Origin of the sequence: Ruegeria sp. HKCCA5491, from assembly GCF_013034565.1 — a bacterium.
GTDB lineage: Bacteria > Pseudomonadota > Alphaproteobacteria > Rhodobacterales > Rhodobacteraceae > Ruegeria.
In genome coordinates, this window is sequence record NZ_WQGG01000002.1 from 72,157 (window position 1) to 97,360 (window position 25,204).

The 25,204-nt window shown below is 57.3% G+C and carries 33 protein-coding genes; 17 read left to right on the forward strand and 16 right to left on the reverse strand.

The features are described 5' to 3' along the window. Nucleotides 1-42: 42 nt before the first annotated feature. Entirely contained in the window at nt 43-1,818 is a 1,776-nt protein-coding gene (aspS, locus tag GOV88_RS04070) for an aspartate--tRNA ligase (protein ID WP_171120305.1), read from the forward strand. 60 nt (nt 1,819-1,878) lie between these two features. Here the strand turns inward: aspS and GOV88_RS20595 are convergent, their stop codons facing one another. Then, nucleotides 1,879-2,013 (reverse strand): hypothetical protein, encoded by a 135-nt coding sequence (locus GOV88_RS20595; RefSeq protein ID WP_256368353.1) that lies wholly within the window; start codon nt 2,011-2,013, stop codon nt 1,879-1,881. After that, the gene (locus GOV88_RS04075) at nt 2,014-2,730 is read right to left on the reverse strand and encodes a response regulator (RefSeq protein WP_171239619.1); all 717 of its coding nucleotides are present in this window, start codon (nt 2,728-2,730) and stop codon (nt 2,014-2,016) included. It abuts the gene before it with no gap. Nucleotides 2,731-2,865: 135 nt separating this feature from the next. Here GOV88_RS04075 and mce point away from each other — a divergent pair, with 135 nt between their 5' ends. Beyond that, nucleotides 2,866-3,270 carry a methylmalonyl-CoA epimerase gene (gene mce / locus GOV88_RS04080; protein ID WP_171122272.1) on the forward strand — a complete coding sequence of 135 codons (405 nt, stop codon included), beginning with the start codon at nt 2,866-2,868 and terminating at the stop codon, nt 3,268-3,270. Between the two features lie 16 nt (nt 3,271-3,286). Continuing rightward, nucleotides 3,287-3,562, forward strand: coding sequence for a DUF1467 family protein (locus GOV88_RS04085; protein WP_171120311.1), 276 nt, complete (start codon nt 3,287-3,289; stop codon nt 3,560-3,562). A 3-nt stretch (nt 3,563-3,565) separates the two neighbouring features. Here the strand turns inward: GOV88_RS04085 and GOV88_RS04090 are convergent, their stop codons facing one another. Further along, complete coding sequence (locus GOV88_RS04090; protein WP_254449162.1) at nt 3,566-4,267, reverse strand: EI24 domain-containing protein; 702 nt, start codon at nt 4,265-4,267, stop codon at nt 3,566-3,568. Then, entirely contained in the window at nt 4,252-4,830 is a 579-nt protein-coding gene (locus GOV88_RS04095) for a nitroreductase (protein ID WP_171120315.1), read from the reverse strand. The genes GOV88_RS04090 and GOV88_RS04095 overlap by 16 nt, the downstream gene beginning before the upstream one ends. A 136-nt stretch (nt 4,831-4,966) precedes the next feature. Between GOV88_RS04095 and GOV88_RS04100 the strand changes: the two genes are divergently transcribed. After that, entirely contained in the window at nt 4,967-5,242 is a 276-nt protein-coding gene (locus tag GOV88_RS04100) for a DUF167 domain-containing protein (RefSeq protein WP_171239620.1), read from the forward strand. On the opposite strand, the gene GOV88_RS04105 is transcribed toward GOV88_RS04100, so the two are convergent. Beyond that, on the reverse strand, nt 5,230-5,478 hold the full coding sequence (locus tag GOV88_RS04105) for a hypothetical protein (RefSeq protein WP_171121670.1): 249 nt from the start codon (nt 5,476-5,478) through the stop codon (nt 5,230-5,232). The genes GOV88_RS04100 and GOV88_RS04105 overlap by 13 nt on opposite strands. A gap of 122 nt (nt 5,479-5,600) precedes the next feature. Between GOV88_RS04105 and GOV88_RS04110 the strand changes: the two genes are divergently transcribed. The 5 genes from GOV88_RS04110 (at nt 5,601) to GOV88_RS04125 (ending at nt 7,534) form a co-directional block, all read left to right on the forward strand. Beyond that, a complete protein-coding gene (locus tag GOV88_RS04110; RefSeq protein ID WP_171120319.1) occupies nt 5,601-6,308 on the forward strand; it encodes a M48 family metallopeptidase in 708 nt (235 codons plus the stop codon). Next, on the forward strand, nt 6,305-6,673 hold the full coding sequence (locus tag GOV88_RS04115; protein ID WP_171120320.1) for a YigZ family protein: 369 nt from the start codon (nt 6,305-6,307) through the stop codon (nt 6,671-6,673). The genes GOV88_RS04110 and GOV88_RS04115 overlap by 4 nt, the downstream gene beginning before the upstream one ends. 68 nt (nt 6,674-6,741) lie before the next feature. Beyond that, the gene (locus tag GOV88_RS04120; protein ID WP_171239621.1) at nt 6,742-7,005 is read left to right on the forward strand and encodes a DUF6455 family protein; all 264 of its coding nucleotides are present in this window, start codon (nt 6,742-6,744) and stop codon (nt 7,003-7,005) included. Then, on the forward strand, nt 7,005-7,274 hold the full coding sequence (locus tag GOV88_RS20715; protein WP_371808217.1) for a DUF6455 family protein: 270 nt from the start codon (nt 7,005-7,007) through the stop codon (nt 7,272-7,274). Before GOV88_RS04120 ends, GOV88_RS20715 begins: the two co-directional genes overlap by 1 nt. Before the next feature lie 2 nt (nt 7,275-7,276). Next, complete coding sequence (locus GOV88_RS04125; RefSeq protein ID WP_171239622.1) at nt 7,277-7,534, forward strand: DUF6455 family protein; 258 nt, start codon at nt 7,277-7,279, stop codon at nt 7,532-7,534. On the opposite strand, the gene GOV88_RS04130 is transcribed toward GOV88_RS04125, so the two are convergent. Beyond that, nucleotides 7,535-7,777 carry a CDGSH iron-sulfur domain-containing protein gene (locus GOV88_RS04130; RefSeq protein WP_171239623.1) on the reverse strand — a complete coding sequence of 81 codons (243 nt, stop codon included), beginning with the start codon at nt 7,775-7,777 and terminating at the stop codon, nt 7,535-7,537. It abuts the gene before it with no gap. A 215-nt stretch (nt 7,778-7,992) separates the two neighbouring features. Between GOV88_RS04130 and GOV88_RS04135 the strand changes: the two genes are divergently transcribed. Both GOV88_RS04135 and GOV88_RS04140 read left to right on the forward strand, forming a co-directional pair. Further along, complete coding sequence (locus GOV88_RS04135; RefSeq protein WP_171120330.1) at nt 7,993-8,181, forward strand: hypothetical protein; 189 nt, start codon at nt 7,993-7,995, stop codon at nt 8,179-8,181. A gap of 127 nt (nt 8,182-8,308) precedes the next feature. Next, the gene (locus tag GOV88_RS04140; RefSeq protein WP_171120333.1) at nt 8,309-8,665 is read left to right on the forward strand and encodes a diacylglycerol kinase; all 357 of its coding nucleotides are present in this window, start codon (nt 8,309-8,311) and stop codon (nt 8,663-8,665) included. Between the two features lie 19 nt (nt 8,666-8,684). Here GOV88_RS04140 and GOV88_RS04145 read toward each other — a convergent pair whose 3' ends face one another. Together GOV88_RS04145 and rimO are read right to left on the reverse strand one after the other, a co-directional pair. After that, complete coding sequence (locus tag GOV88_RS04145; protein WP_171120335.1) at nt 8,685-9,101, reverse strand: hypothetical protein; 417 nt, start codon at nt 9,099-9,101, stop codon at nt 8,685-8,687. A gap of 104 nt (nt 9,102-9,205) precedes the next feature. Continuing rightward, on the reverse strand, nt 9,206-10,594 hold the full coding sequence (gene rimO, locus GOV88_RS04150; protein ID WP_171239624.1) for a 30S ribosomal protein S12 methylthiotransferase RimO: 1,389 nt from the start codon (nt 10,592-10,594) through the stop codon (nt 9,206-9,208). A gap of 96 nt (nt 10,595-10,690) precedes the next feature. Between rimO and GOV88_RS04155 the strand changes: the two genes are divergently transcribed. Then, nucleotides 10,691-12,646, forward strand: coding sequence for an AsmA family protein (locus GOV88_RS04155; RefSeq protein ID WP_171239625.1), 1,956 nt, complete (start codon nt 10,691-10,693; stop codon nt 12,644-12,646). A 40-nt stretch (nt 12,647-12,686) separates the two neighbouring features. On the opposite strand, the gene GOV88_RS04160 is transcribed toward GOV88_RS04155, so the two are convergent. From GOV88_RS04160 to GOV88_RS04175, 4 genes are read right to left on the reverse strand one after another with little or no spacing between them, the layout of a single operon-like run. Then, on the reverse strand, nt 12,687-14,183 hold the full coding sequence (locus GOV88_RS04160) for a phosphomannomutase/phosphoglucomutase (RefSeq protein ID WP_171239626.1): 1,497 nt from the start codon (nt 14,181-14,183) through the stop codon (nt 12,687-12,689). A gap of 14 nt (nt 14,184-14,197) precedes the next feature. Next, the gene (kdsA, locus tag GOV88_RS04165) at nt 14,198-15,031 is read right to left on the reverse strand and encodes a 3-deoxy-8-phosphooctulonate synthase (RefSeq protein ID WP_171239627.1); all 834 of its coding nucleotides are present in this window, start codon (nt 15,029-15,031) and stop codon (nt 14,198-14,200) included. Between the two features lie 5 nt (nt 15,032-15,036). Next, nucleotides 15,037-16,611: a capsule biosynthesis protein gene (locus GOV88_RS04170; protein ID WP_171239628.1), complete on the reverse strand. Its 1,575-nt coding sequence runs from the start codon at nt 16,609-16,611 to the stop codon at nt 15,037-15,039. After that, entirely contained in the window at nt 16,589-17,248 is a 660-nt protein-coding gene (locus GOV88_RS04175) for an ABC transporter ATP-binding protein (protein ID WP_171212237.1), read from the reverse strand. The genes GOV88_RS04170 and GOV88_RS04175 overlap by 23 nt, the downstream gene beginning before the upstream one ends. A gap of 229 nt (nt 17,249-17,477) precedes the next feature. Here GOV88_RS04175 and GOV88_RS04180 point away from each other — a divergent pair, with 229 nt between their 5' ends. Both GOV88_RS04180 and GOV88_RS04185 read left to right on the forward strand, forming a co-directional pair. Then, entirely contained in the window at nt 17,478-18,065 is a 588-nt protein-coding gene (locus tag GOV88_RS04180; RefSeq protein WP_171239629.1) for a uracil-DNA glycosylase family protein, read from the forward strand. Beyond that, nucleotides 18,058-18,846, forward strand: a complete 789-nt coding sequence (locus tag GOV88_RS04185; RefSeq protein WP_171239630.1) for an SseB family protein — start codon at nt 18,058-18,060, stop codon at nt 18,844-18,846. Before GOV88_RS04180 ends, GOV88_RS04185 begins: the two co-directional genes overlap by 8 nt. A 41-nt stretch (nt 18,847-18,887) precedes the next feature. Here GOV88_RS04185 and yghU read toward each other — a convergent pair whose 3' ends face one another. After that, nucleotides 18,888-19,766: a glutathione-dependent disulfide-bond oxidoreductase gene (yghU, locus tag GOV88_RS04190; protein ID WP_171239631.1), complete on the reverse strand. Its 879-nt coding sequence runs from the start codon at nt 19,764-19,766 to the stop codon at nt 18,888-18,890. Nucleotides 19,767-20,013: 247 nt separating this feature from the next. Between yghU and GOV88_RS04195 the strand changes: the two genes are divergently transcribed. Beyond that, entirely contained in the window at nt 20,014-20,532 is a 519-nt protein-coding gene (locus GOV88_RS04195) for a YHS domain-containing (seleno)protein (protein ID WP_171120355.1), read from the forward strand. Between the two features lie 57 nt (nt 20,533-20,589). On the opposite strand, the gene GOV88_RS04200 is transcribed toward GOV88_RS04195, so the two are convergent. Further along, a complete protein-coding gene (locus tag GOV88_RS04200; protein ID WP_171239632.1) occupies nt 20,590-21,252 on the reverse strand; it encodes a J domain-containing protein in 663 nt (220 codons plus the stop codon). Nucleotides 21,253-21,414: 162 nt separating this feature from the next. Then, nucleotides 21,415-22,281, reverse strand: coding sequence for a methylenetetrahydrofolate reductase [NAD(P)H] (metF, locus tag GOV88_RS04205; protein ID WP_171120358.1), 867 nt, complete (start codon nt 22,279-22,281; stop codon nt 21,415-21,417). 94 nt (nt 22,282-22,375) lie between these two features. Between metF and GOV88_RS04210 the strand changes: the two genes are divergently transcribed. Both GOV88_RS04210 and GOV88_RS04215 read left to right on the forward strand, forming a co-directional pair. Further along, on the forward strand, nt 22,376-23,281 hold the full coding sequence (locus GOV88_RS04210; RefSeq protein WP_171121671.1) for a LysR family transcriptional regulator: 906 nt from the start codon (nt 22,376-22,378) through the stop codon (nt 23,279-23,281). A 96-nt stretch (nt 23,282-23,377) separates the two neighbouring features. Further along, entirely contained in the window at nt 23,378-24,163 is a 786-nt protein-coding gene (locus tag GOV88_RS04215; protein ID WP_171120360.1) for an inositol monophosphatase family protein, read from the forward strand. Nucleotides 24,164-24,218: 55 nt separating this feature from the next. Here the strand turns inward: GOV88_RS04215 and bhcD are convergent, their stop codons facing one another. Next, entirely contained in the window at nt 24,219-25,202 is a 984-nt protein-coding gene (bhcD, locus tag GOV88_RS04220; RefSeq protein ID WP_217358910.1) for an iminosuccinate reductase BhcD, read from the reverse strand. Between the last annotated feature and the right edge of the window lie 2 nt (nt 25,203-25,204).

A 25,204-nucleotide genomic window follows, 5' to 3' on the forward strand; every position in this document is an offset into this window, starting at 1 on the left:
TGTATCGGCGCGACGAATTCTGCGCCCGAAGGGATATGATCCATGCACGCCTATCGCAGCCACACCTGCGCCGCTCTGACCGCCGCCAATGTCGGTGAAACTGTCCGCCTATCCGGTTGGGTGCATCGTGTCCGAGATCATGGCGGCGTGCTGTTTATCGACCTGCGCGACCATTTCGGCGTAACGCAGGTTCTATGCGATGGTGACAGCGCTGCTTTTGCCGAGTTGGAAAAGGTCCGCTCGGAATGGTGTATCCGCATCGACGGCACTGTCAAAGCGCGCGACGCCGATCTGGTGAACCCGAAACTGCCCACGGGTGAGATCGAGGTTTACGTGCGCGAGTTGGAAGTGCTGGGTGCTGCCGACGAACTGCCGCTGATGGTGTTCGGCGATCAGGAATACCCCGAGGAAACCCGCCTGCGCTATCGCTATCTGGACCTGCGCCGCGAGGCGATGCAGCAGAACATGACCCTGCGCTCGGACGTTGTGGCCTCGATGCGCCGCCGCATGTGGGATCAGGGTTTCCGTGAATATCAGACGCCGATCATCACTGCCTCGTCGCCCGAAGGCGCGCGTGACTTTTTGGTACCCTCGCGCCTGCATCCGGGCAAGTTCTATGCGCTGCCGCAGGCACCGCAGCAATTCAAACAGCTGATCATGGTGTCGGGCTTCGACAAATATTTCCAGATCGCGCCCTGTTTCCGCGATGAAGACCCGCGCGCCGACCGGTCGCCCACCGATTTCTACCAGCTTGACCTTGAGATGTCGTTTGTCGAGCAGCAGGACGTGTTCGATACAATCCAGCCCGTGCTGACAGGCGTGTTCGAGGAATTCGGCGGTGGCCGCAAGGTCGATCAGGAGTGGGCGCAGATCTCCTACAAGGACGCGGCGCTGTGGTATGGCAGCGATAAGCCCGACCTGCGGAACCCGATTAAAATGCAAGTGGTCTCCGACCACTTCCGCGGGTCTGGCTTTGCGATTTTCGCAAAGCTGTTGGAGCAGGAGGGCACCGAAATTCGCGCCATCCCAGCGCCGACTGGCGGTAGCCGCAAGTTCTGTGACCGTATGAACGCCTTTGCCCAGAAAGAGGGCTTGCCGGGGATGGGTTACATCTTCTGGCGCGATCAGGGCGAAGGGATGGAGGCCGCTGGCCCTCTGGCCAAGAACATCGGCCCCGAACGCACCGAAGCGATCCGTCAGCAACTGGGTCTGGGCGTCGGCGATGCAGCATTCTTCCTCGGCGGCAAGCCGAAAGCCTTTGAAAAGGTTGCAGGCAAGGCCCGTGATGTGATTGGCGACGAACTTGGCCTCACCGAAAAGGACCGCTTTGCCTTTGCCTGGATCGTCGATTTCCCGATCTATGAGCAGGACGAAGAAACCGGCGTGATAGACTTTGAACACAACCCGTTCTCGATGCCGCAGGGCGGGATGGAAGCGTTGAACGGCAACCCTCTGGACGTGCGCGGGTATCAATACGATCTGGCCTGTAACGGGTACGAGCTGGTCTCGGGCGCGATCCGGAATCACAAGCCCGAGATCATGCTGAAAGCCTTTGAACTGGCTGGCTATGGCGCGGATGAAGTGAAATCCCGCTTTGGTGCGCTGTTCAATGCGTTCCACTATGGCGCGCCGCCGCACGGTGGTTGTGCTGCGGGCATCGACCGGATCGTGATGCTGCTGGCAGATGAGGCCAACATCCGCGAGGTTATGATGTTCCCGATGAACCAGCGCGCCGAAGACCTGATGATGGACGCGCCCTCTGACCCTACGTCGGATCAGTTGATGGAACTGGGTCTGCGGATCATCCCTCAGGAGTAAGAAGCAGCCCGTCGCCGACCGTGTGGCGGGTTGACGTCCGAACTTACCATAGAACTGTTGCTACAGCCGCCCGGTCCTTTTGACCGGGTCGGTCAACTGGTCGCGTGCCAGCCTTATCTTTCGTGCTGCTGCGCGTGTTTGCAGGTACATCCAAAGACACAAGACGGTGGCTGTCACGAAATAGGCAACGGCCATTCAGATCGCCTCACGCTGTTCAAGCCGGGACTGTACGATCCCGGCCACCTGCGCAGCCAACGCGGTGACTGGGGTTCCTTCGGCCCGGGATGTGGCAAGTTTCCGGGCTGCGTCGGCAAGCACCGCGTCATCCGCGTCCTGAGCGACACCGCGCAGGAACTGGGCCGCATAATCCAGCGTGCGGTGATCGTTCGGGCCAGCAAGGACATCGGCGATATGGGCCATGTCATCCTGATAGGCCATCGGGTCCGGGATGATCACCTCATCCCGAACGGCGTGGAGACTGTTTGGGCGGCGGTCTCGCGGTAAGCGTTCCAAAATCGAGGTTTGGAAATAAGCTAGCGACTTTAGCGGCTTTGCCAAAAAGCCGTCAGCGCCCGCTTCCAATGCTGTGCTTTGGGTGCGATCATCCCCCGACATTCCCAGAATGGCACCGATGCGCGGGGTCGCTTCTACCAGTTCGGCAATCAACTCGGCCCCGGACCCGTCGGGTAGCCCCATGTCCACAAGGATGACGGACGGCCGGTAGATTTGCAGGTGCCGTCTGGCCGACTTCAGACAATCCGCCCGACGAATACGCGCGCCGGAATGCAGGCACATCAGCCGGATAGCGTCGCAGGCGTAACGGCTGTCCTCGACAACCAGGATTGTTTGACCCAGCAGAGGCCGCGTGGCGGTCGGCTGCGCGGGAGAGGCAAGGTGGCTCGAATCGTCCATGGCAGAACTCCTAATCAGCAGATGCCTCACGCTAGGAACTTCTGGCTAACACCACGTTAACGGCAATTTGGCGCACTTGTTCTTTGGCCGAACTGCCCTCATAAACCGCTGCAACGCAGAACATAGGAGAGTTCCATGATTGGTCGCCTGAACCACGTTGCCATTGCCGTACCGGACCTTGAGGCCGCGTCCGAACAGTATCGCGCCGCACTGGGGGCCAAAGTTGGCGCACCGCAGGACGAACCCGATCACGGTGTAACGGTCGTGTTCATCGAGCTGCCAAACACCAAGATCGAACTTCTTTACCCATTGGGCGAAGACAGCCCGATCAATGGGTTTCTGGAAAAGAACCCCGCAGGCGGCATCCACCATGTCTGCTATGAGGTCGAAGATATCATCGCCGCGCGCGACCACCTGAAGGAAACCGGCGCGCGGGTACTGGGCTCGGGTGAGCCCAAGATTGGTGCGCATGGCAAGCCGGTGCTGTTTCTGCACCCCAAGGACTTTAACGGCTGTCTGGTCGAACTAGAACAGGTCTAACCCAAGCGAGGCTGTCATGACGATCACTGCTGCACTGGTTCTGTTCGCCGTTATCTGGTTCATGACGCTGTTGGTCGTGCTGCCGGTCCGCATCAAGACGCAGGGCGATCTCGGTGAGATCGTTCCGGGCACACACGCGGGTGCCCCAGAAGTGCATCACATGAAGAAAAAGCTGTGGATCACCACCGGTGTCTCGGTGGTGCTCTGGGCGATCATCGCGGGGATCATCATCTCAGGCGTAATCTCGGTGCGCGACTTTGATTGGTTGAACCAGTTGGAGCCGCGCAACTGATCCTCAGGTAGACAGCTTGTGATAGATATGGGTGAATGTGGCGGCTCCGATAATCGGGATCACCAGGTTCACCAGCGGTACTGACAAGGGGATCGCCATCAGCGTCCCCGCCATCCAAATCGTAGCCGAGTGTTTTGCGCGCAATTTGCGCGCGCCGTCGCGCCCAATCCGGCGCATGGCGGCCAGAGTGAAGTATTCACGCCCCAACAAGAACCCGTTCATGGCCCAAAAGATAAACGGGGCCAACGGCGTGAAGATGGCGTAAAGGACCAGCGCCAGAAGGTTGGCAACAATCAGCACGCCCATAAAGCTGATCGCATCGCGCAGCCCTTCGCTGAACGGAATGCCGGGAACAGAGGGCAGGGCCGGATAGTGTTTATCTTCGACCGCCTGCGCGACCTCTTCCAGAAACATTGAGATAATGGCCGAGGCGACCGGCATCATCAGGAAAACCGGAAGAACCAGAACCACAAAAATACCCGAATAGTTTAGCACGTCGTTTAACCACGGGACGGCCCCGATCCATGGCAACGAAATCTCACCACGGGCCAACCAGTTGATCAGCCAGATCGCCGCCGCGCAGGCCGCAATCAACAGGACGATCGTCAGACCAACACCGCGAAACAGGACCGAGCGAAACTTGGGGTCTCCGATCTGACCCAATGCCGCAAAAAAAGAGTTCAGGATCATCATTCTGAAACCCATTCTGTCAGCGCCTCAATATCAGGGCGGGGGCGTTCAGGCGGGGCAACACCTTCGGTTGCGATATGGACCAGGCCCGCCACGCGCTCATTATCTGCAAGCCCAAATGCGGCGCGGCAAAAATCCGGATCATGAGTTTGCCAGCCCGACAGCCAGTTTGCCCCCCAGCCCGACGCAAGTGCGGCGTTCAAAAGCCCCAGACACACGGCACCCGCCGAATAGGTTTGTTCAATCGCCGGAATTTTTTCTGAAGGCTTCTGTACCTCGATCACGGCAACCGCCAGATGGCCCAATTCGAACTGGCTGCGCGCCTTAATGATGTCCTCGGGTGACTTGCCCAAGGCCACGCCCCGGTCGTGCGTCAGCTTGGACAATCGCGGCATTGCTCCCTTCTCGATCACGATGAATCGCCATGGCTCCAGCTTGCCGTGATCCGGGCAGCGCGCGGCGGCGGTCAAAAGCGGCTGCAATTGTTCACGGGTCGGGGCAGGGGCGATCAGAGTTTTGGCAGGCCGGGACCGGCGCGATTGTAGAAACTCCAAGGCGGCCGGATTTTTCAAGGACATATGTTAACTTCCTTTACATGGGCAGTGTCTATCTGGTCGAACACCTGGCGGGTTTCAAGTGGAACCGGCTTGGTTTCCCAGATCAATTTCATTCAATTGCCGGCCGTGCAAGAATGTTCGCGAATTGGAGGATGGAATGGCTAGACCAAAACCGCGCGACTTGCCGGACTTAACCCGACTGGCCAAGCCGGGTGCTAGGTTTGAGGCTAAAGTCATCCCCAAATCCACGTCGGACCGAATGACGTTTGAAAATGGGTCCATCCGCATTCACGTCACAGCTTTTCCTGAGAATGGCAAAGCAAATCAGGCGGTGAGCCGCATTCATGCGTCTGCGTTGGGGGTTGCGCCGTCCCAATTTTTGCTGGCGCGCGGACATGCGGCGCGGGACAAGGTATTTGTCTACGAACCCTGACCTGGCGTTTCGTGGATTTGATAGACCCCTTCGGGTAAGTCCAACGCCGCCGCCAGATCCCGGACCTGTTCTGGGGACAAAGTAATCTTCTGTACCTTGTCCGTGCGCGGGTCCAATTGCTCTAGCGTCACGCATTCAGCGAAATTATTGATGACCACATCCTCTTGCAGAGGCTTTGCGCCTTCGTCCACCAGAGTGATCACCGTCGAGTCGAATTCATGCTCAATCGAAAACATGATCCAACAGTGAAGGGCGGCGAACCGCATTGCAACCCGTTCAATCGCATTCAGGCTGTGGCGGTCCCTCACGTCCCGCGCTATGGTCCGAAAAACGGCATGACCGTTTCAAAGGATGATCCATGCGCCGTCTGACTTTACTGTTGCTTCCCCTGATGCTGACGGCCTGCGTTGCCGACACTTTGCGTGTTCAGCCAGCGGAAGAGTGGCAACAGGACAGGGACGATTTTCAGGTTGAGGCTGCGACCTTTCAGGAGATCAGCCGACAGATTGGGCAACAGGCCAGATCAGAATGCCTCAGGCGTGGGAATGTCTCCAATTGCGATTTCACGATTGTGGTTGATCTGAACCCGCGGGCCCCGGCCAATGCTTTTCAGACGCTGGACGAAGACAATCAACCGGTCATCATCTTTACCCGTTCCATGATCGAATCTGCGCAAAACGCTGATGAATTGGCTTTTGTCATGGGGCATGAGGCCGCGCATCACATCCTAAGACATATTCCGCGCCAAACCGTAAACGCCCGGGAAAGTGCCGAGATTTTTGGCGAACTGGCTAGATTAGGTGGGGCAGACGGGGCCGGAGTTGAAAAGGCTCAGAAATTGGGAGCTCAGGTCGGTGCACAGGTTTACATCAAGGATTTCGAGCTGGAAGCAGATCAATTGGGCACGGTCATAACGTATAAGGCCGGGTACAACCCTTTGATCGGTGCCAAGTATTTTGACCGCTTGCCTGACCCGGATGACAGTTTTCTGGGAACACATCCACCCAACGAGCAACGTGTTCAGATCGTTGTGGAAACCGCAAGACAGCTTGGGCTTTCGCAATGACCGCAATTGAATGCATGGGCGTGATCCTGACGGATCGCGGATCGAAATACGCTGTGTCCGGCGCGCCTGTGGCTACGCGCGATGATGTGGACGCCGTCCTGCAAGAGCTGAAATCTGACAAGAGCTATGCCAAGGCCACCCACAACACTTGGGCCGCAGTTCTGCCCACCGGCGCACTAAAGGCCGACGATGGCGAAAGTGGTGCGGGTATGGTGATTCTGCGGATGATGGAGCGTGCCGAACTGGAAGGTCATGTGATCATCGTCACGCGCTGGTATGGCGGCAAGAAACTGGGCGGAGACCGCTTTCGTCGCGTGCAGGACGCCACGCGCGCCTATCTCGATCATATCGCGTCGCCCTCTTGACCTGAGTCAAAGGTCTGCGGTTCGGCCTCGGCTATCCTGACCTAAACGCGTCAGGGAAAGGATGTCGAATGCGCAGCCGAGAAACGCTTAGGCGGCACGCCGGTCTGGTGGACAACATGGCGACGAAAATCGGTGTTGACCTGGAAGCAGCCGCGCTTGGCGGCGAAATCTCGATCGACCAGATTTCGGAATCTGTTCTTCGATGCAGTGGGTGCCCAAACCCGGATCATTGCGAAAGCCTGATGCAGCGGTCCGAGGGGCTGGAAAAGACGCCAGAATATTGTCGGAACTCTGACTTATTCGCCAAGTTGATCCCAGAAGCGAACAAGTGATGCAACGGTTGGGTCACATTATGACTCATCTGCGTCTTGTTCTGCGCATGGGACAGGCAACCGGTACGGATGTCGTTGCCGCACACCGGCAGGGGCGGCTGTCCCAGCGGGACTGGGCCAAGATGGTGCGCTCTTGTCAGGGGTGCACGTGGGCCGCCAAGTGTCCCGATTGGCTGGATAAAACTGACGGTGTAGTACAGCCCCCCAATACATGTCCCAATCACAAGCGATTTGAGGTACTAAAGGCGCAGCAGTCGAAGGGTAGCTGACGATGCAGGATGTTCTGGGCGACATTGAAAAGCACTTCTGGCTGACCCGGTCCGTTGCCAGAAGTCTTGACGTCTCACTGACCGAGGCGATCGCAGACAAACAGATCTCCCCCACTTTGTACGCCGAAATGGTCACCCGCTGCCGCGCATCTCCGTGCACTGAGCGGTGCATGGCGTGGCTGGCAGAACGTCAGACCACAGCAAAGTCGGCGCCGAAGTTCTGCGCCAACGCTGATATCCTCAACTCCCTGAAAAAGTAGTCAGAGCTTGGAATGTGAACCGTCGCACAGCGGCGGATTTGCGCTGTGTTTGCAGCCGCAGAAAAACACTTTCTTGCTTGCGTCCGCGTTGAATTTCACTGGCTCGACGCCTGTATCCTTGTGTGAGCCATCGCAAAACGGCTGCCGCTTGGATTGGCCGCACGCACACCAGAAATAGGTTTTACCCTCGGTTACCTCGACAGGATATGGGGCTTTTTGTGCGATAATTGGCGCTTCTGACATATGGCTACTCCGTGGTTTGCGAAAGGCGTTTCCCAACTGTAGGGCGCTTTTGGCAAAACTGTAGGGGTGACCATCTATGCCGACCAGACAGCATGGTTTTGCCGCTTTCACATTTTCGTGATTGATTTTGTTGCAAAAAACCCTTGAAGGGCGTAGTTTTAGGACAGCCCCGAATTTCAGGGCAATACTAGAAAATTGATAGAGGAACGACGGACATGAAAATTAAATTCGCTGCCGTTAGCGCAATTGCCCTGATTCTGGCTGCATGCTCGCAGCAAGAAGAGCCTACACCAGTCTACATCACACCTGAGTATGACAAGTTCGGCACGCCGAGCTGCCCGGCAGGTACTGAACTGGCAACAACCGAAGCCGGACAGACCGTTTGTAACCCTGTCGCACAATAAGAATTTTGCAGGTGGCCCATGTTCGGGCCACCTGCACCCGACGTTCAACCGCCTTTCCGGGCGGTTTTTTCTTGCCTAGTCGCCTTCCATCAGGTTTCTGTCGGCTCTGTCTGAAAGCAGAGGGCCCATGAAAAATTTCTTTGTTCGTCTGAAAGACCGCACGCGTTGGAGCTGGCAGGGTTTGGCCGCGACGTGGAAGGAAGAGTATTCGTTTCGCGCTTGGGCATGGTCCAACCTCGTTTCTATCGTGCTGGCCCTTTTCTTGCCCCTGTCCGACGGTCTGCGTGCGCTTATTATTGTGTTGGGCGTCTTGGTGATGGTGGCAGAGCTGTTCAATACGGCGGTTGAACGCGCAGTGGACCATACTTCAACGGATCACAATGTATTGGCGGGACAGGCGAAAGACGCGGCAAGTGCCGCTGTTGCGCTGACGGCTCTTGCCGCAGGCGTGGCGTGGATTATCGGGCTTGTCAGCCTGTTCTGAAGTCAGATTTCGGCCACGGTTACCGACGCCGAATGCCATAGTTTTGCGGAATGTAATAGGGTGAAGACAAACGGTTGAAGGGGCTGTGGACCGAGTAGTGATACCGCTTTGCTGGTTTGTGGTAATACCGTTTTGACTTGGCTTTGTAGCGATGGCCTTTGTGGTAATGCGCCTTGGGTTTTCCCGTGTATTCAATCCCTGTCGCACTGGATTTGTGACCATGCACCGAAGGCTTGTTCTTGCGTTGATACACCTTCGGGGCGGCATAGTGCCTATGGACCTGATGCTTACTGCGAAGGTGCAGACTGACCGAGTCGGACCCGATGAAAATGAATCCGCCTGTTCCTTTGCTATCTGCGACAACGGGCATGGCGCAAAGCTGGGCGATGAAGGTAAGCGCGAACACCTTCGGGGCAAAGCCGTTAAAACTGGACAAGGGACCCTCCTGGCGACAAAGCAGGTTGCCCTGTCATGATCCACCATATGCGCGCAAAACGCCAATAAACTTGTTTCACGCACCAACGACTTGGGGTGAGCAGATCAGACCAGCTTGCCCCATAGGTCGTATTCGCCAGCCTCGTCCACTTCGACGGAAACGATATCGCCGGGTTTCAGGCTTTCGAAGGCCTCGTCGATGAATAGGTTGCCGTCGATTTCCGGTGCATCGGCTTTTGTACGGCAGGTGGCAGCCTCGTCATCCACCTCGTCCACGATCACGTCGAGTGTCTGACCCACTTTGGCGGCCAGCTTTGCCTCGGATATCGCCTGCGCCTTTTCCATGAAGCGTTCCCAGCGGTCCTGTTTGACGTCGGCTGGAACGTGATCCGGCAAATCGTTCGACCGTGCGCCATCAACGTTTTCGTATTGAAAGCAGCCAACGCGATCCAACTGTGCCTCGTCCATCCAATCCAGAAGGGTTTGGAACTCGACCTCGGTTTCGCCTGGATAACCGACGATAAAGGTCGAGCGCAGGGTGATATCGGGGCAGGTGGCGCGCCATGCGGCGATCTCGTCTAGCGTCTTGGCGGCTGCTGCCGGGCGTGCCATGCGTTTCAGAACGTCGGGGTGGGCGTGCTGGAACGGAATGTCCAAATAAGGTAGCACGCTGCAGCCCGCATCAGCCATCAGCGGAATCAACTCGCGCACATGCGGGTAGGGATAGACGTAGTGCAAGCGCACCCACGCATCGAACTGCCCCAACTCACGTGCCAGATCGGTGATGTGGCTGCGTACCTCGCGGTCTTTCCACGGGTTCATGTCATATTTGCGATCCAGCCCATAGGCCGAGGTGTCCTGCGAGACCACCAACAGCTCTCGCACGCCGTTGTCGACCAGCTTTTCCGCCTCGCGCAGGACAGCATGAGCCGGGCGGCTGGCCAGCTTGCCGCGCATATCGGGGATGATGCAGAACTTGCACTTGTGGTTACAGCCTTCCGAGATTTTCAAATAGCTGTAATGGCGCGGGGTCAGTTGCACGCTTGCCGCAGGCAGCAGATCAACGAACGGGTCGGGGTCGGGCGGCACCGCCTGATGCACGGCATCCAGCACCTGTTCATATTGATGCGGGCCAGTGACGGCCATGATGCGGGGGTGATGTTTACGGATGTAATCCGGCTCGGCCCCCAGGCATCCCGTGACGATGACCTTGCCATTCTCAACCAGCGCTTCACCGATGGCGTCCAACGATTCCGCCTTGGCACTGTCCAGAAACCCGCAGGTGTTCACGATCACGGCATCCGCCCCTGAATAATCGGGCGAAATCCCGTACCCCTCGGCCCGCAAGCGGGTCAAGATGCGTTCACTATCCACCAAGGCCTTGGGGCAGCCCAAAGAGACCATGCCGATTGTTGGCTGGTTTGAACGGGGCGTATCGGTGATCCGGGCGGCAGGCGCCAGGTCGGGGCGGAGGTTCGGCGGGTTCGTTGTCATGGCGCGCCATATAGTGGGGAACGCTTCCCCTTGCAAATGGCCGCTGGGCTTTGAATGATATTTTCAACGCATGCCAGATAAGCGGAGAGCAGAAAAATGAAGTGGCTGTTGCGCATCGTCTTCCTTCTTGTGGTCGTTATCGGGCTGGTGATCGGAGCATTGCTGATGATGCCCGGTGACAAGCTTGCGGCCATCCTGACCGAGCAGGTGCGCGGCCAGACGGGGCGGAATTTGAAACTGTCCGGCGATGTAAACCTGTCGTTCTGGCCGGTCTTGGGCATGGAAACTGGCCCCGTGACATTCAGTAACGCGTCTTGGGCCGGACCAGAGCCCATGCTGAGCGCCGACAGCATGGCGGTTGGCGTGGATGCTGCGGCGTTGATCTCGGGGGATCTGAGGATACGTCGGATCATCGCGGAAAACCCGACGCTGCGGCTTGAACTGTCCGAAGGGCGCGGCAACTGGCAATTTGACCGGGCCGCACCTGTATCCTCTGGCAACGCTGTCAGTGCCCCATCTCAAAGTACGACGGGTACGGTAACACTGGACTTTCTGGAACTGACCAACGCACGTCTTGTTTATGTAGAAAACAACGCGGTGAAGTTCGACTTTGCCAATGTGGATCTTTCCGCGAACTGGCCTGACGTGACTGCCCCGCTATTTGTCGAGGCCAAGATGGTTGTCCCCGGCGGCAAGGTCGAGGTTGAACTGAAAATTCCGGACTTGCCTGCCTACGCCACAGGCGTCGCGGCGCCGCTGGAACTGCTCTTGCGCGCACCGGGCGGAGAAGTGGATTTCGATGGCCTGGTGAACCTTGCCGGAGAGATGGACGGCAAGCTGCATGTCAAAGCGCAAGACACCGAAAGGATGCTGGCCGCTTTTGGGCAGGCTGGCGTTGGCGTACCGCTTGGTCTGGGGCGGAAAGCCGAAGTCGCGGGCCATATGACCTATACCAGCGAGGGACGTATCTCGCTGCGAGAAATAGTGGCGCAACTGGACGACAACCGGCTGACCGGAGAAGCGGATATCGTGATCTCGGACCCTCCGCAGATTACGGCACGGCTGAACGGCGGGGATCTTGATCTTTCACGTTTTAACGCGCCTTCAGGCGAAGGAGGTGACGGCGGCGGATCGGCGGCGGTTACGGCCGCAGAAGGGTGGTCGACCACACCAATTGACGCCTCTGCCCTTGCTTTGGCCAATGGAAAAATCCGGCTGACGGCCAATTCGATCGCTGTGCCTGAGCTAACTCTGGGGCCAAGTGACCTGACGCTGAACCTCGATCGTTCAAGAGCGGTGCTTCAAATGAATCCCGCCACGCTGTTTTCCGGAAAACTGACCGGTCAGGTCGTGGCAAATAACAGAAACGGTTTGTCGGTTGGCGGTAATCTTCAGGCTGAGGGCATCGACCTCCAATCCGCTTTGTCCACTTTGGCGGATGTCACACGACTATCTGGTACCGGCTCTGGATCGTTCGAGTTTCTGGGGGTGGGTCAGACCGAAGATCAGATCATGCGCTCCCTCAGTGGCAAGGGTCGGCTTGATGTCGGCAGGGGCGTAATCTCGGGCATTGATCTGGATCGGATAATGGGGCGCGGAGACGGCAGTGGCGGTGCGACGGTGTTCAACAGTCTGACGGCCAGCTTCACCATTTATCAAGGGGTTCTCAGGAATGAGGACCTGCTGATGTCGCTGGACAACTTCAGGGCAGACGGCAAGGGCACGGTTGGTATAGGCGCCCGCAATATCGACTATCTTTTCACGCCGACTGCCTTGAGGGCCAACTCGGGGCAAGGGTTGTCGGTACCAGTCAGAATCATGGGACCGTGGAGCAACCCCTCGATTCAACCGGACCTGAGCAAAGTGATCGAGGCCGCTGCAGAGGGTAAGATCAAGGAATCGGAAGGCGACGCCAAACAGCAAGTCCTTGATAAGCTCGAGGATGAATTGGGTACCGCCGTCACGGACAGCGAAAGCCTTGAAAAGGCGGTAAAGAAGAAGCTGGAAGAGGAAGCCAAGAAAGGGCTTTTGAAACTGCTGGGTGCAGATTGATGGGCTGGGGCGTTATCTACGCCCCAGCCCTACGATAAAATCAGATAGTTTGATCGTAGTCGCCAACGCCGGGTTCGGTGCGAATAACGGCGTCAATATCAGCGAAGATTGCGCGCATTTCGTCTTCGCTTTCGCTGCTTTCGCAAACGACAACCAGATTAGGTGTGTTTGACGATGCGCGCACCAGACCCCAACTGCCATTGTCCAGAATGACCCGCGCACCGTTGACGGTCACGACTTCTTTGATTGCGCGGCCAGCAAATGTCTCGCCCGCTTCGGACTTGGCGACCAGCTTTTCGACCAACCGCTTGAGAATGTCATATTTCTCGGTATCCGCCGCATAGGGGGACATGGTCGGCGTTGACCAGGTCTTCGGCAGGGCCTTTCGCAGATCCGACATGCTTTGATTTGGGTTGCGGTCCATCAGCTTGCAAATCTCGACCGCCACGCGCATTCCGCAGTCATATCCGCGCCCGATGGGCTCGGCCAAGAAGTAATGACCCGACTTCTCGAACCCGGCCAACGCGTTGATTTCCTTGACCCGGCGCTTCATGTGGCTGTGGCCGGTTTTCCAGTAATCTGCCTTAACCCCAAGAGCCTGCAACTCTGGATCGCTGGCGAATAGGCCGGTCGACTTCACATCGGCCACAAAAGTTGAGTTGGGGTAAAGCTTCGCCAGATCGCGCGCCATGATGACACCGACCTTATCGGCGAAGATCTCTTCACCCTCATCATCGACAACGCCACACCGGTCGCCATCACCGTCAAACCCCAGAGCCATATCCGCGCCGCTGGATTTCACGGTATCGGCCATGTCATGCAACATCTCCATGGCTTCGGGGTTGGGGTTATAGTTGGGGAAGGTGTAATCCAGACGATTGTGGCTGGGGACCACTTCGACGCCCATCCGCTCAAATATCTCGGGCGCAAAGGCCGAGGCGGTGCCGTTCCCGGTCGCACAGACCACTTTCAGCGGGCGTGACATTTTGAAATCACCGACCAGATCGTCGATATACGCTTCTTTCACACCATCAACGAATTCATACGAGCCACCTTCATGCGCCACACCGTCGCCGTTCAGGACGATATCGCGCAGTTCTGACATCTCGTCCGGGCCGTGGGTCAGGGGACGGTCAAAGCCCATCTTCACTCCAGTCCAGCCGTTCGGGTTGTGGCTGGCAGTGACCATCGCGACCGCAGGTACGTCCAGATGGAACTGTGCGAAATAAGCCATCGGGCTAAGTGCAGGGCCGATATCCTTGACCTGAATCCCCGCCTGCATCAGGCCCAGAATCAACGCGTTTTTGATGGCCAGCGAATAATCACGATAGTCGTTGCCCACCGCGATCACAGGTTCGATCCCGCGTTTGCGCATTTGGGTGCCCAGACCCAGACCCAGCGCGGTCATGCCGGGCAGGTTGATCTCTTCGGGATATTTCCAACGGGCGTCATATTCGCGAAACCCGGTGGGTTTGATCATCGCGTCGCGCAGAAAGCTCCAGGTGTTTGGGGTCACCTCGGGGATGGGTTTGTTCATTCTATAGCTCGTGCTCAAATTTGAATTGGGTTGGCTTTCGCCAGCGCATCAAAGCGCATCAATGTGTCAATTAATTGAGGCATTTGATCCAAGGGGATCATATTCGGACCATCAGAAGGTGCCGAGTCCGGGTCTTGATGGGTTTCAATGAAAACCGCCCCAACGCCTAAAGAGACAGCAGCCCGGGCCATGACTGGCGCAAATTCACGCTGTCCGCCGGATGATCCGCCTTTGCCACCGGGTTGCTGAACCGAGTGGGTCGCATCCATAACAACGGGGTACCCGGTCTGAGCCATCTGAGGCAGCGCCCGCATATCAGCGACCAGCGTGTTGTACCCAAACGAGGTTCCACGCTCGGTCAAAAGGATGTTCTGGTTTCCTGTGCTTTCGACCTTGTCGACAATATTGGTCATTTCCCACGGGGCAAGGAACTGACCCTTTTTGACGTTCACGGCCTTGCCGGTGTTACCCGCAGCCAGCAACATGTCCGTCTGCCGGCATAGAAACGCCGGGATTTGCAGGACATCCACAGATTCGGCCGCAACGGCGCATTGGGCTTCGGTGTGGACATCGGTCAGAACCGGAATACCCATGGTCTTGCGGATGTCGCCAAGAACCTTCAGCCCGGATTCTATCCCCATACCCCGTTTCCCGGACAATGAGGTCCGGTTCGCTTTGTCATACGAGGCCTTGAAAATATATTGCGCGCCTGCAGCGTCGCAGGCTTCTTTCATTTTGCCGGCGATCATCTGGGCGTGATCGGCCGTTTCAAGTTGGCAGGGGCCGGCGATGATCGTCAGAGGCAGATCATTGCCGACCGTGAGGTCGGAGATTTTTACATGTTTCATATGTCTTACGAGGATACCTGTTCACGAAGGACCGACGCTGTTAGCGAGATCATCAGGTAGATACCAGCAAACAACAGGAAAGCCAAAATCGTATTTTCGAATTTGCGCGGATAAGTCGGATCCTGGCTGGGAACCGGATTCACCGATACCGACAAGTAACGGACCTTGCGGTTTGCTTCGGTTCGGGTGGTTTCCATCTGTTGCATGGCCGTTTGCAGCATCATGTCGCGTGCGGCAAGATCTGCCTGCGCCATCTGAATCCGCACGCTTAGCCGGGCCAGAGAGTTTTCGCCGCCAGAAACGTCCAGCATTTCGGCATTCAGTTCCTCAAGAACGGCTTCCAACCGGGCGATATCAGCGCGCGCGCCGTCCACCTTGGCCTTGTTCGGACGCAAGTTGTCCAATAGCGCCGCCAATTGCAGCTCTTTCTCCTGAAGTTGGGTTTCAAGTGTGTTAATGCGCGTGCGTAAGCCGACAATGACATTTTCGGGGTCCAGAATCGCGCCCTGCAATTGCAGCTCGATAAGTGCTTCCTGCGCCTGCCTGCGATCTTCCTGTGCGAGTTCAAAGCTTTCCAGTGCATCCCGCATCTGGTCTTCTCGCTTCAATTCGGACAGGCCGTTGATCGTTTCTTCCGCGTAGGACAGCAGTTTTTCGGACAAGCCCACCGCGATATCAGGGTCCGGGGCCGCAACTTCCATGCGGATAATGCCATCGCTTGGATCATATCCAATCGTGACCATTCGCTTGTAGAGCTTGTAGGTTTCTTCGAGGCTTGCGTCCGGGGCAAGGCGCTGGATCGGATCAATCCATTCTTGTTTGAAGATGTCCGAAAAGCCCATGTCCCGCTCCAACCTGATCAGAGCGTCCTTGGATTCCAAAAATTCCTGTGTTGCGACCGAATCCTGCGCGGTGGCGTACTGTGTTCCGGCCAGAAAACCGCCAAACGCTGCACCGCCGCCATCGGCCTGCAATATCGAATAGGCCGAGTCGCTGGCATACATCGGTGTCGCGTAGCGGTAGAAATACATGCCGACGGCCACTGTCGGCAGCAGCACAAACACAGCCAGTCGCGCAAACAGGGCAAACAGTTTGCGACGGCGGCGGCGGGCGATGTCCTTTTGTATTTCGCCGATCTCGAATTCCCGGCGCTGTGCAGGGTTCAGTTCAGGGCCGGGTAGGGTCTGAGGGCCTTCGGAAAAAGTCTGCGGCAGTTGGATTTTGACCTTGTCTGTTGTCTCGTCCTCGGCCCGCTTCTTTTCCGCTGCAAGGTCCAGCAGGCTGGCGCGTTCAAACGGATCTATGCCTTTCTTTCGCAACAGCCGAACCGCATCGTAATCCGACGTTGCCGCCAAACCGTGTTTATGGGCCAGACGGCGGGCGATCCTGAGTTGGCGTCCTGTCAGACCTTCACGTTTGATATCGTCAATAACCGTGCCCGGCTGCGGTTCGTTGGCCGCCTCGGGTGCGCTGGTTGCCTCTCGGATACGCGACATTGCGTCGGCGCGGGCCTCGGCCGTGCCCGATCCGCTGCGCTTGCGCCGCCAGTTATAGATTCTAGCCTTGGGTTTGGTAGTCATATAGCTGTTTTGCCTCTTCCAAGGTGTCGAACATGTATAGCTGGCCGTCCACCAGAACAGCCGCTTGGCGCGCGAATTTCTCCAGAACTTGCGGACTGTGCGACACGATCACCAAAGTGGTGGTGCGCAGTCTTTCCCGCAGGATGTCGCCCGCTTTTTTGTTGAATTCCACATCTGTCGTGGCTGGCATCCCCTCATCTATGAGGTACATGTCAAAGTCCAGCGCCAACATGAGCGCAAACGTAAAGCGCGCTTTCATGCCTGACGAATAGGTGGCGAGCGGTTGATCAAAATACTCGCCCAAACCACAAAGCCAACTGCAATAAGCTTCGACATAGTCCGGGTCCATGCCATAGATCTTGGCGATGTAGCGTGCGTTTTCCAAAGCTGACAACTTGTTGGACACGCCGCCGGTGAAGCCCATGGGAAACGACACCCGGCAAGATTTGCGAATGACCCCGTCGTCGGGTTTCTCTAACCCGGCCATCATGTTGATCAGTGTGGTTTTTCCGGTTCCGTTTGGTGCGAGAATGCCAACGGATCTGCCCAGCTCGACCCTGAACGAAACCCTGTCCAGGATCACTTTGCGGCGTGTCCCGGTCCAAAAGGACTTACTGACATTTTCGAATTCAAGCATTCTGGGCCTGCTATATTTCTTGTCAATTCCTACCGGTCAGGGAGGCGGAAAAGCAGAGTTTTTATCCATTCACGTTGGCTGCATTATGTCGAATTATGAAACAAATGTTCAATGCATCCTGTTGCGGCCTGTTTTAATTGTGACTTTTCCACCTGTTTCGGAAGAACCTCGCCGTGACTAGGTTATGAGTAACTCTCGGGCAGTTTGCTTCAGGAAACCTTGCGATCTTATGAATTCACTCGAAAAAGAAATTGCGGCCTGCCGTCTTTGCGCGGATCGGTTCGCGGCCACTGAGACGGCCCATGAACCAAGACCGGTGGTCTGGTTTCGCAAAGGCGCCCCGATTCTCATAGCCGGTCAGGCACCGGGCGCAAGGGTGCATGCCTCGGGGCGGCCTTTTACAGACCCCTCAGGTGATCGGCTACGCGAATGGCTGGGGGTGGATGAAACCACGTTTTATGACCGCACCTGCGTATCCATTGTGCCGATGGCGTTTTGCTTTCCGGGGTATGATGTGCGTAAGGCCGATCTGCCGCCGCCGCGGGTTTGCGGCCAAACCTGGCATGACAAGGTAATGCGGACGCTCGGTGAGGTTCCTTTGACTGTCCTCGTGGGCGGCCATGCATTCAAGTATCACCTCAAAGCGCGCGGGTCGGTGACGGACACTGTGCGCAACTGGCGGGACCATGCGCCGCGGGTCTTTGCCTTGCCTCATCCTTCGTGGCGGAATACGGCATGGATCAAGAAAAATCCGTGGTTCGCGTCCGACCTGTTGCCGGTCCTGCGCGCGCGGGTGCAAGAGGTATTGAATGACTGAGATAACCGCGCTGGATTCGGCTCATGCCGCGATGGACGCTGCGCCTCAGGACGACGCCGCGCGTCTGAGGTTCTTTGAACGGTTGGCGGACAGCGAGTTGTTCTTGATGCTGACCAAAGAGGCACGGGACGAAAACATCTCACCCGAACTCTTTGACGTTGCAGATGGCAGTTTCGTGCTGGCCTTTGATCGTGAGGACCGTCTGGCGCAGTTCGCTGGCCGCCCGGTTCCCTATGTCGCGGTGTCGGGGCGCGTTCTGTCGTCGATGCTGGCGGGGCAAGGTATCGGGTTGGGTCTGAATTTGGAGACGGCCCCGTCTTCGATGTTGATTCCGTCCGAGGCGTTGGGCTGGCTGGCGACAACCCTTCAACATGGCCCCGAAGAAGTTGAGCAGCACTTTGCTGAGTTTGTACCGCCTGCGGGATTGCCAGATGAACTGCTGACCGCGCTGGACACCAAGTTGGCCACCGCTGTTGGGCTGGCTCAGGCCGCGTTTCTTGTGGGCACCAGATCGAAAGAAGGTGGCTCAGGGCACATGCTGGGATTCGTCGACGCGGTAGGCGGTGCCGAGGCCGCCTTGGCCAAAGCCGCGTCCGAGGCGTTGACGTTTTCGGGGATTGAGGCCGGGGCGATGGATGTCGGTTTTTTCAGTGCACAAGATGCAGCCGCGGCATCTCTGGCCCGTGTGGGATTGCGCTTTGATCTGCCGCAGCCCGAAGCGCGGGCCATGACGCAGGTTGCGCCGGGCAGCGACCCGGATAAACCGCCTGTCCTGAAGTAGAACAAGACCCCGCGAAGCGTTCCCCGCGAGGTCTAGGTGTCTTATTCCGCCGCGGCCTCAAGCTTATCCTGCGTGCGGGTTTCGAAATCGCTGGCTTCGTGACGTTCGTGAAGCTGCGTATGTTTCTCACCAAATGCGCGATTCACCATTCGGCCGCGTTTGACGGCTGGGCGCTCGTCAATCGCTTTGGCCCAACGCATGACGTTCTTGTAGGAGTCGACGTCCAGGAATTCGGCCGCGCTGTAAAGACGCCCCAGAACCAGTTGGCCGTACCAGGGCCAGATCGCAATATCTGCGATCGAATAGTCGTCACCCGCGATATAGGTCTTGTCGGCCAGTTCACGATCCAGCACGTCCAGTTGCCGTTTGGTTTCCATGGCGAACCGGTTGATCGGGTATTCGAACTTTTCGGGCGCGTAGGCGTAAAAATGTCCGAACCCGCCGCCCAGATAAGGCGCACTGCCCATTTGCCAGAACACCCAGTTCATGACCTCTACGCGCTCTGGGCCGGATTTGGGAAGGAAGGCATCAAACTTTTCCGCCAGATGGAACAGGATCGAAGCGCTTTCGAACACACGTACGGGCTTTTCACCCGAGCGATCCCAAAGGGCAGGAATCTTCGAATTTGGATTGGCCTCGACAAAACCTGATCCAAACTGGTCACCGTCACCAATATTGACGAGCCATGCGTTATACTCGGCGCCTTCGTGCCCCAGCGCCAACAGCTCTTCGAGCATGACGGTTACCTTTACCCCGTTCGGGGTCGCCAAGGAGTACAACTGCAGCGGGTGACGCCCGATCGGCAGGTCCTTGTCATGTGTGGCCCCGGCAATCGGCCGGTTGATATTGGCGAACTGGCCGCCATTCTGACTGTCCCATGTCCAGACCTTGGGGGGCGTATAGGTCGTTTGTTCGGTCATTGTCCGTCTTTCCCAGAAGATTTCATGTAAATTGTCCGTCCGTCACAACAGCTAATATTGCAGACTTCAGAGTCCAACCCCGGAAGTTGGGTCGTTTTTGTAACAAACGGGGCGAAACCTTCACGTTTTCACGTGCGATGTCACAGCGGCGCGAGCGGGACTGCGCAGAGCACACAAATCACCTATCCTCAGACCGAACCCGGAAACCGGAGCGATGAACCGCTCCTCGGACATGAGGATTGAACACATGAAACGCTTTGCCCTGACCCTAGCCGCTACTCTTGCGCTGTCGCTGCCCGCATTTGCCGGAGATCAGTATGTCGATGGCACTGGTTTTGCGGTTTCAGGTTATGACGTCGTCGCCTATCGCGGCCTCGATCAGTCTCCGGTCGGTCAGGCGCAGCCCGAAGGAGTGCGCGGCCGGGCGGATATCACCGCTGAATACAATGGTGCAACCTGGGCGTTTTCGACCGAAGAAAACCGCGACAAGTTCCTTGAGAACCCCGCCTTTTATGCGCCCCAATACGATGGCCATTGCGCTTATGGCGTTTCGCGCGGCGGCAAGGTTCCGGCAAATCCCAACCTTTGGCGGATCGTGGACGACAAGCTGTATCTCAACATCACGGATGTGGTCGTAGGTTTCTTTGAGGAAGACATTCCCGGCAACATCAACCTTGCCGAAGGGAACTGGCCGGGGATCGAGGCCGACGCAGCATCAACCGCCGTCATTCCGAAATTCACCTCGGACGCTCCGGTTTCAAACTGATAAGTGGAAATTCGAATGGAAACCCGGCTGTTTCAGCCGGGTTTTTTTGTGTCGAAGTCAACTGGCCAGCCAAAACTCATCCTGAGTTTTCTGATCCGCCTCGAACCGGATGCGGACGCTTTTTGCGCCGGGGAACTTGCGGTTCAGGATTGTCTCGGGGACAACCACCTCGCCAGCACCGGCCTCTTTGCACTGAAAACTGAGGACCTCAGTCTCGGTGCGGCGAGTCCCAGCCAAAATCGACGTAGGAAGCGCGATACGGTTTGCACCTTCACAAACCGGAGATGGCACGAAATACGTCAGGTTGCGGCCATAGCAGCCGACAGCCTCGGGGATATGATCCGAGTCGGCCCGCAAATCGACCGTCGCCTCGGTCTGATTGGCTTCCTGTTCTTCCGAAACATGCGCAAGCGCTTTGTCGAGCAATGAACGACAGGCATTGATATCCGCATCTTCCAGCGTGATTACGCGTTTGCGCAACCTGGGACGCTTTGGTTTTCCGGCATCAGCAGCTTTCCCAGCCAACCCTTCTTCGCGCAAAAGATCGTAAGCTTCCTTGGCGCGTGTGAAGTCTGCCGCATCAGACGAGGAACAATCGGGATGTGCGTGAAACGCGATCTGTCGCCACGCGTTCCTGATGTCCGCAGAACCAGCTTGCTGGTTCAATCCAAGGGCATGAAGTGCCTCAGCACGCGCCCTGATTTTATCAACAGGTTCCATAACAAATCACTCGTTAAACAACTACGAGAACCAGTGTCAGGACGGGTGAATTTTTGTCAAATAAGGCAAAAAATTGAATATGAAGGGGGAACAATAGGGGTGTTTGCGAATGGATTGTCCCCCGGGTTTGGCTCGACAATATCGTGTGTTCGGACCTTTGGATCAGGCGACGTTCTGAAGCTCGGTTTTGGGTGTGATGCCCAATGCAAAACAGACATCACGGGTAAGTTCCGGGCGGTTCAGCGTATAGAAATGCAGCTTGTCGACACCGCCTTCGATCAGGTCGGAACACAGCTCGGTGCATAGGGCCGTGGCCAGCAGGTCTTCGCGGTCGTCGCGAACGGCCTTGTCAAACGCCTGTTCAACCCATGCCGGGATGCGCGTTCCACAGCGGCGGGCAAAGTTGCGCGCCCCTTTCCAGTTTTCGATCGGCAGAATTCCCGGCACGATGGGCTTGTCGATCCCCGCTTTGGCGCAGTCGTCGCGAAAGCGGAAGAAGGTTTCGGCCTCAAAGAAGAACTGCGTCAGGGCTTCGTCGGCACCGGCGTCCAATTTGGCCTTGAGCCAGTCTACGTCTGTGCGCGCATTTTGCGCCTCGGGGTGGATATCGGGGTAGGCGCCGACGCGAATGTTGAACTTGCCTGTTTCAGCCAGCGCCGCAATCAGTTCGACCGAGTTCTGAAAGCCGTCAGGGTGCGGAACAAAACTGTCCTGACCTTTTGGTGGGTCACCGCGCAACGCGACGATATCCTGGACGCCTGACTTGGCAAAACTGTCGGCAATGGCCAATGTTTCCTCGCGCGTAGCATCCACACAGGTCAGGTGGGCCGCGACAGGCAGGCCAGAAGATTTGTGCAAAGTTGCCACCGCATCGCGGGTCAGTTCCCGCGTGGTTCCGCCTGCACCGTAGGTGACAGACACAAATCGAGGATCAAGTGGGGCCAATGTCTGAACAGTGTCCCACAACCGAAAAGAGGCTTCCAGCGATTGCGGCGGGAAGAACTCGAACGAAATTTCTGGCTTGGTCATCTTGGCCTCATTTGCTGCGGTCCCGGGTCTTGTGCCAGTTTCTGCTATGTGAGACAAACTCATATTGTTCAAGAACAACATGAGTGAATCTGAAATGCACATCGAATTCCGGCACCTGCGCACAATCAAGGCGATCCATGAATGTGGTGGGCTTGCCCGCGCTGCGGACCAGTTGAACATCACGCAGTCTGCGCTGAGTCATCAGATCAAGGGGCTGGAAGATCAGGCGGGTGTTGAACTTTTCCTACGTCGGTCCAAGCCGATGAAATTATCGGCGGCTGGTCTGCGCCTGTTGCGGTTGGCCGAGCAAATCCTGCCGCAGGTCGAAGCGACCCAGCACGAATTCTCGTCCCTGCGTGATGGTCGTACCGGTCGGATGCATATCGCTATCGAGTGCCACGCCTGTTTCGAGTGGTTGTTTCCCGTGCTGGAAACCTTCCGCAAGTCGTGGGGGGATGTCGATGTAGATATCAAACCAGGTCTTGCGTTCGACGCTTTGCCAGCGCTGCAAAAAGAAGAGGTCGATCTTGTCGTGTCGTCCGACCCCGAAGACCTGCCGGGTGTCGAGTTCATCGAGCTTTTCGACTATGACGCCGTATTTGTCGCCGCGTCGGTGCATCCCTTGGCGCAAAAGGACTATATCGAAGCCGAAGATTTCCGGGGGCAGACCTTGATCACTTATCCTGTCGAGCGCACGCGACTAGATGTGTTCAGCCAGTTGCTGATCCCTGCGCGGGTGGAACCGGCCGCGATCCGGCAGGTGGAACTGACGGCGGTCATCCTGCTTTTGGTTGCCTCGAACCGTGGGATTTCGGTGTTGCCCGACTGGGTCGTGCGCGAGGTAAAGTACAATTCCGACTATGTGACACGCCCACTGACCAAGGATGGGATTACGCGCAGTTTGTACGCAGCGGTTCGCACGGAAGACCTTGAAAAGCCCTATGTGCAGGAGTTGATTCAACTGGCCGGAACCGAGGCCCGCAAGCTGCAACAGCAATAGGCGCAAATCGCGGGTCTGCTATGCGTATCATTCCTCTTGGCAAGGGCGCTTTGCATCAGTATACGCGCGGTTTGACCGAACAGGAGCCTTTGGACAATGGTTGGCAGTGCAAACCTCAACATCATGATTAAAGCCGCGCGCAAGGCGGGGCGGTCTTTGGTCAAAGATTTTCGCGAAGTCGAGAACCTTCAGGTGTCGATGAAAGGCGCAGGCGATTTTGTCTCAAAGGCGGATATCGCCGCAGAGGCGATCCTGAAAGAGGAACTGCTGGGCGCGCGCCCGACCTATGGTTGGCTGGCCGAAGAGGGCGGCGAAATCCCCGGCGAAGATCCCACCCGCCGCTGGATCGTGGACCCGCTGGATGGGACAACGAATTTCCTGCACGGCCTGCCGCACTGGGCGATTTCAATCGCGTTGGAACATAAGGGCAAGATCGTCGCTGGCGTGATCTACGACCCGGCCAAGGACGAGATGTTCTTTGCCGAAAAAGGTGAAGGTGCGTGGATGAATGACACCCGCATTCGCGTCTCAAGTCGTCATCGTATGATCGAGTCTATCTTTTCGACGGGCCTGCCCTTTGGTGGCCGTTCGGACTTGCCAGCAACGCTGCAGGATCTGGCGCGTTTGATGCCGACCTGCGCCGGTGTGCGCCGCTGGGGCTCGGCTGCGCTTGACTTGGCATACGTGGCCGCAGGTCGGTACGAAGGGTTCTGGGAACGCCGCCTGCACGCATGGGACGTGGCGGCCGGGATCATCATCGTGAAAGAGGCCGGTGGCTTTGTGCAGGCCCTAAACCCCGAAGGCAGTGTCTTGGAAGATGGCGAGGTGATCTGTTCGAACGAACCGATTTTTGACCAGTTTGCAAAGGTGATCCGGGGCTAAGACCTGATCGCCACGATCGAAGTTGCGCGCCCCGAACGAGGCGCGCTTTTTCGTTTCATAGGGCCGCGCGCTGCGCCAAGCCTGCCTCATCCGCCAATCGCGCGGCGACCGACGCAACTGCCAAATCCTGCAAACCGACCCCGGTTCCGTCGAACAGGGTGATTTCGTCTTCGCTGGTCCGGCCGGGGTGATCCCCGTTGATCACGGCACCAATTGGTGTGATCTGATCCTGCTTCAGCGCCCCCGAGTTTACAGCGTGCTGGGCTTCGCCGATCGTAACGGATTGGGCGACCTCGTCTGTGAAGACGGTTGCTGCGACCAAAAGCGCGGGGTCGACCTCTTGCTTGCCTTTCGTGTCGGTGCCCATGCAGGCAAGGTGCGTGCCGGGTTTGATCCAGTCATTCATCAATAGCGGTTCAAAGGCTGAGGTGATCGTGATGATCACATCCGCCTGCGCGCCCAGTTCCTGCTGGCTGACGGCCTCGAATTCCAACCCGATTTCCTCGGCCACGGCAGCCAGACGCGGCAGCATGTCCGGGTGGGGGTTCCAGGCGACGACCTTTTCGAACGCGCGCTGTTCGGCTGCCGCACGCAGTTGAAAGGCGGACTGATGACCTGCACCAACCATCCCCAGAACCTTCGAATCTTGCCGCGCCAGATGTGCAATCGAGACCGCTGACGAGGCCGCCGTGCGCACCGCCGTCAGGTAATTGCCCCCGACAAGCGCAGAGAGCTGCCCGGTGTCAGGATCGAACAGAAAGACGGTGGATTGGTGGTTGGTCAGATTTTTTTCGGCATTGTCGGGCCAATATCCGCCCGACTTTACACCCAGCACCTGTCCTTCCCTGTCGAACCCTGACTTGAAGCCGTACAATGCGTCCGCGTAACCCAGCGCCTCGCGCACAACAGGAAAATTCCACGCCCCGCCGTTGGCCATTGCGCCAAAGACCGACTGAACCGCGTCAAAGGCTTGCTGGCGGCCGACCAGTTGCTTGCAAAGATCTTCGCCTACGATCAGCAGCCCGTCTTGAGAAGTCATGA

What these genes read in the sequence shown, in the direction of transcription:
- bhcD (WP_217358910.1), bottom strand. Translation starts at nt 25,202, where the DNA reads ATGACTTCTCAAGACGGGCTGCTGATCGTAGGCGAAGATCTTTGCAAG.
- aspS (WP_171120305.1), top strand. Translation starts at nt 43, where the DNA reads ATGCACGCCTATCGCAGCCACACCTGCGCCGCTCTGACCGCCGCCAAT.
- mce (WP_171122272.1), top strand. Translation starts at nt 2,866, where the DNA reads ATGATTGGTCGCCTGAACCACGTTGCCATTGCCGTACCGGACCTTGAG.
- yghU (WP_171239631.1), bottom strand. Translation starts at nt 19,766, where the DNA reads ATGACCGAACAAACGACCTATACGCCCCCCAAGGTCTGGACATGGGAC.
- GOV88_RS04185 (WP_171239630.1), top strand. Translation starts at nt 18,058, where the DNA reads ATGACTGAGATAACCGCGCTGGATTCGGCTCATGCCGCGATGGACGCT.
- metF (WP_171120358.1), bottom strand. Translation starts at nt 22,281, where the DNA reads ATGACCAAGCCAGAAATTTCGTTCGAGTTCTTCCCGCCGCAATCGCTG.
- GOV88_RS04135 (WP_171120330.1), top strand. Translation starts at nt 7,993, where the DNA reads ATGAAAATTAAATTCGCTGCCGTTAGCGCAATTGCCCTGATTCTGGCT.
- GOV88_RS04200 (WP_171239632.1), bottom strand. Translation starts at nt 21,252, where the DNA reads ATGGAACCTGTTGATAAAATCAGGGCGCGTGCTGAGGCACTTCATGCC.
- GOV88_RS04155 (WP_171239625.1), top strand. Translation starts at nt 10,691, where the DNA reads ATGAAGTGGCTGTTGCGCATCGTCTTCCTTCTTGTGGTCGTTATCGGG.
- GOV88_RS04210 (WP_171121671.1), top strand. Translation starts at nt 22,376, where the DNA reads ATGCACATCGAATTCCGGCACCTGCGCACAATCAAGGCGATCCATGAA.
- GOV88_RS04215 (WP_171120360.1), top strand. Translation starts at nt 23,378, where the DNA reads ATGGTTGGCAGTGCAAACCTCAACATCATGATTAAAGCCGCGCGCAAG.
- GOV88_RS04075 (WP_171239619.1), bottom strand. Translation starts at nt 2,730, where the DNA reads ATGGACGATTCGAGCCACCTTGCCTCTCCCGCGCAGCCGACCGCCACG.
- GOV88_RS04095 (WP_171120315.1), bottom strand. Translation starts at nt 4,830, where the DNA reads ATGTCCTTGAAAAATCCGGCCGCCTTGGAGTTTCTACAATCGCGCCGG.
- GOV88_RS04115 (WP_171120320.1), top strand. Translation starts at nt 6,305, where the DNA reads ATGACCGCAATTGAATGCATGGGCGTGATCCTGACGGATCGCGGATCG.
- GOV88_RS04175 (WP_171212237.1), bottom strand. Translation starts at nt 17,248, where the DNA reads ATGCTTGAATTCGAAAATGTCAGTAAGTCCTTTTGGACCGGGACACGC.
- rimO (WP_171239624.1), bottom strand. Translation starts at nt 10,594, where the DNA reads ATGACAACGAACCCGCCGAACCTCCGCCCCGACCTGGCGCCTGCCGCC.
- GOV88_RS04105 (WP_171121670.1), bottom strand. Translation starts at nt 5,478, where the DNA reads ATGTTTTCGATTGAGCATGAATTCGACTCGACGGTGATCACTCTGGTG.
- GOV88_RS04195 (WP_171120355.1), top strand. Translation starts at nt 20,014, where the DNA reads ATGAAACGCTTTGCCCTGACCCTAGCCGCTACTCTTGCGCTGTCGCTG.
- GOV88_RS20715 (WP_371808217.1), top strand. Translation starts at nt 7,005, where the DNA reads ATGCAACGGTTGGGTCACATTATGACTCATCTGCGTCTTGTTCTGCGC.
- kdsA (WP_171239627.1), bottom strand. Translation starts at nt 15,031, where the DNA reads ATGAAACATGTAAAAATCTCCGACCTCACGGTCGGCAATGATCTGCCT.
- GOV88_RS04085 (WP_171120311.1), top strand. Translation starts at nt 3,287, where the DNA reads ATGACGATCACTGCTGCACTGGTTCTGTTCGCCGTTATCTGGTTCATG.
- GOV88_RS20595 (WP_256368353.1), bottom strand. Translation starts at nt 2,013, where the DNA reads ATGGCCGTTGCCTATTTCGTGACAGCCACCGTCTTGTGTCTTTGGATG.
- GOV88_RS04090 (WP_254449162.1), bottom strand. Translation starts at nt 4,267, where the DNA reads ATGGGTTTCAGAATGATGATCCTGAACTCTTTTTTTGCGGCATTGGGT.
- GOV88_RS04110 (WP_171120319.1), top strand. Translation starts at nt 5,601, where the DNA reads ATGCGCCGTCTGACTTTACTGTTGCTTCCCCTGATGCTGACGGCCTGC.
- GOV88_RS04170 (WP_171239628.1), bottom strand. Translation starts at nt 16,611, where the DNA reads ATGACTACCAAACCCAAGGCTAGAATCTATAACTGGCGGCGCAAGCGC.
- GOV88_RS04130 (WP_171239623.1), bottom strand. Translation starts at nt 7,777, where the DNA reads ATGTCAGAAGCGCCAATTATCGCACAAAAAGCCCCATATCCTGTCGAG.
- GOV88_RS04140 (WP_171120333.1), top strand. Translation starts at nt 8,309, where the DNA reads ATGAAAAATTTCTTTGTTCGTCTGAAAGACCGCACGCGTTGGAGCTGG.
- GOV88_RS04180 (WP_171239629.1), top strand. Translation starts at nt 17,478, where the DNA reads ATGAATTCACTCGAAAAAGAAATTGCGGCCTGCCGTCTTTGCGCGGAT.
- GOV88_RS04125 (WP_171239622.1), top strand. Translation starts at nt 7,277, where the DNA reads ATGCAGGATGTTCTGGGCGACATTGAAAAGCACTTCTGGCTGACCCGG.
- GOV88_RS04120 (WP_171239621.1), top strand. Translation starts at nt 6,742, where the DNA reads ATGCGCAGCCGAGAAACGCTTAGGCGGCACGCCGGTCTGGTGGACAAC.
- GOV88_RS04160 (WP_171239626.1), bottom strand. Translation starts at nt 14,183, where the DNA reads ATGAACAAACCCATCCCCGAGGTGACCCCAAACACCTGGAGCTTTCTG.
- GOV88_RS04100 (WP_171239620.1), top strand. Translation starts at nt 4,967, where the DNA reads ATGGCTAGACCAAAACCGCGCGACTTGCCGGACTTAACCCGACTGGCC.